The 215-nt window shown below is 47.4% G+C and carries 1 protein-coding gene; it reads right to left on the bottom strand.

What is annotated here, in order from left to right:
• The coding region (locus tag F0L46_RS27775; protein WP_210247700.1) for a ubiquitin-like protein at positions 1-215 on the bottom strand (215 nt) is incomplete at both ends.

Below are 215 nucleotides of genomic sequence, written 5' to 3' on the forward strand. Positions count from 1 at the left end.
TGTTGATCAGGAGGAATTCCTTCTTTGTCTTGGATCTTCGCCTTCACATTCTCAATTGTGTCCGAAGCTTCTACTTCCAAAGTGATGGTCTTTCCGGTCAGAGTTTTCACGAAGATCTGCATGCCTCCACGAAGACGCAGTACAAGATGGAGCGTGGATTCTTTTTGAATGTTGTAGTCTGACAAGGTGCGTCCGTCTTCCAGCTGCTTGCCAGC

The sequence above is a fragment of the Salinarimonas soli genome (assembly GCF_008386575.1).
In the GTDB taxonomy this organism is placed as follows: Bacteria; Pseudomonadota; Alphaproteobacteria; order Rhizobiales; family Beijerinckiaceae; genus Salinarimonas_A; species Salinarimonas_A soli.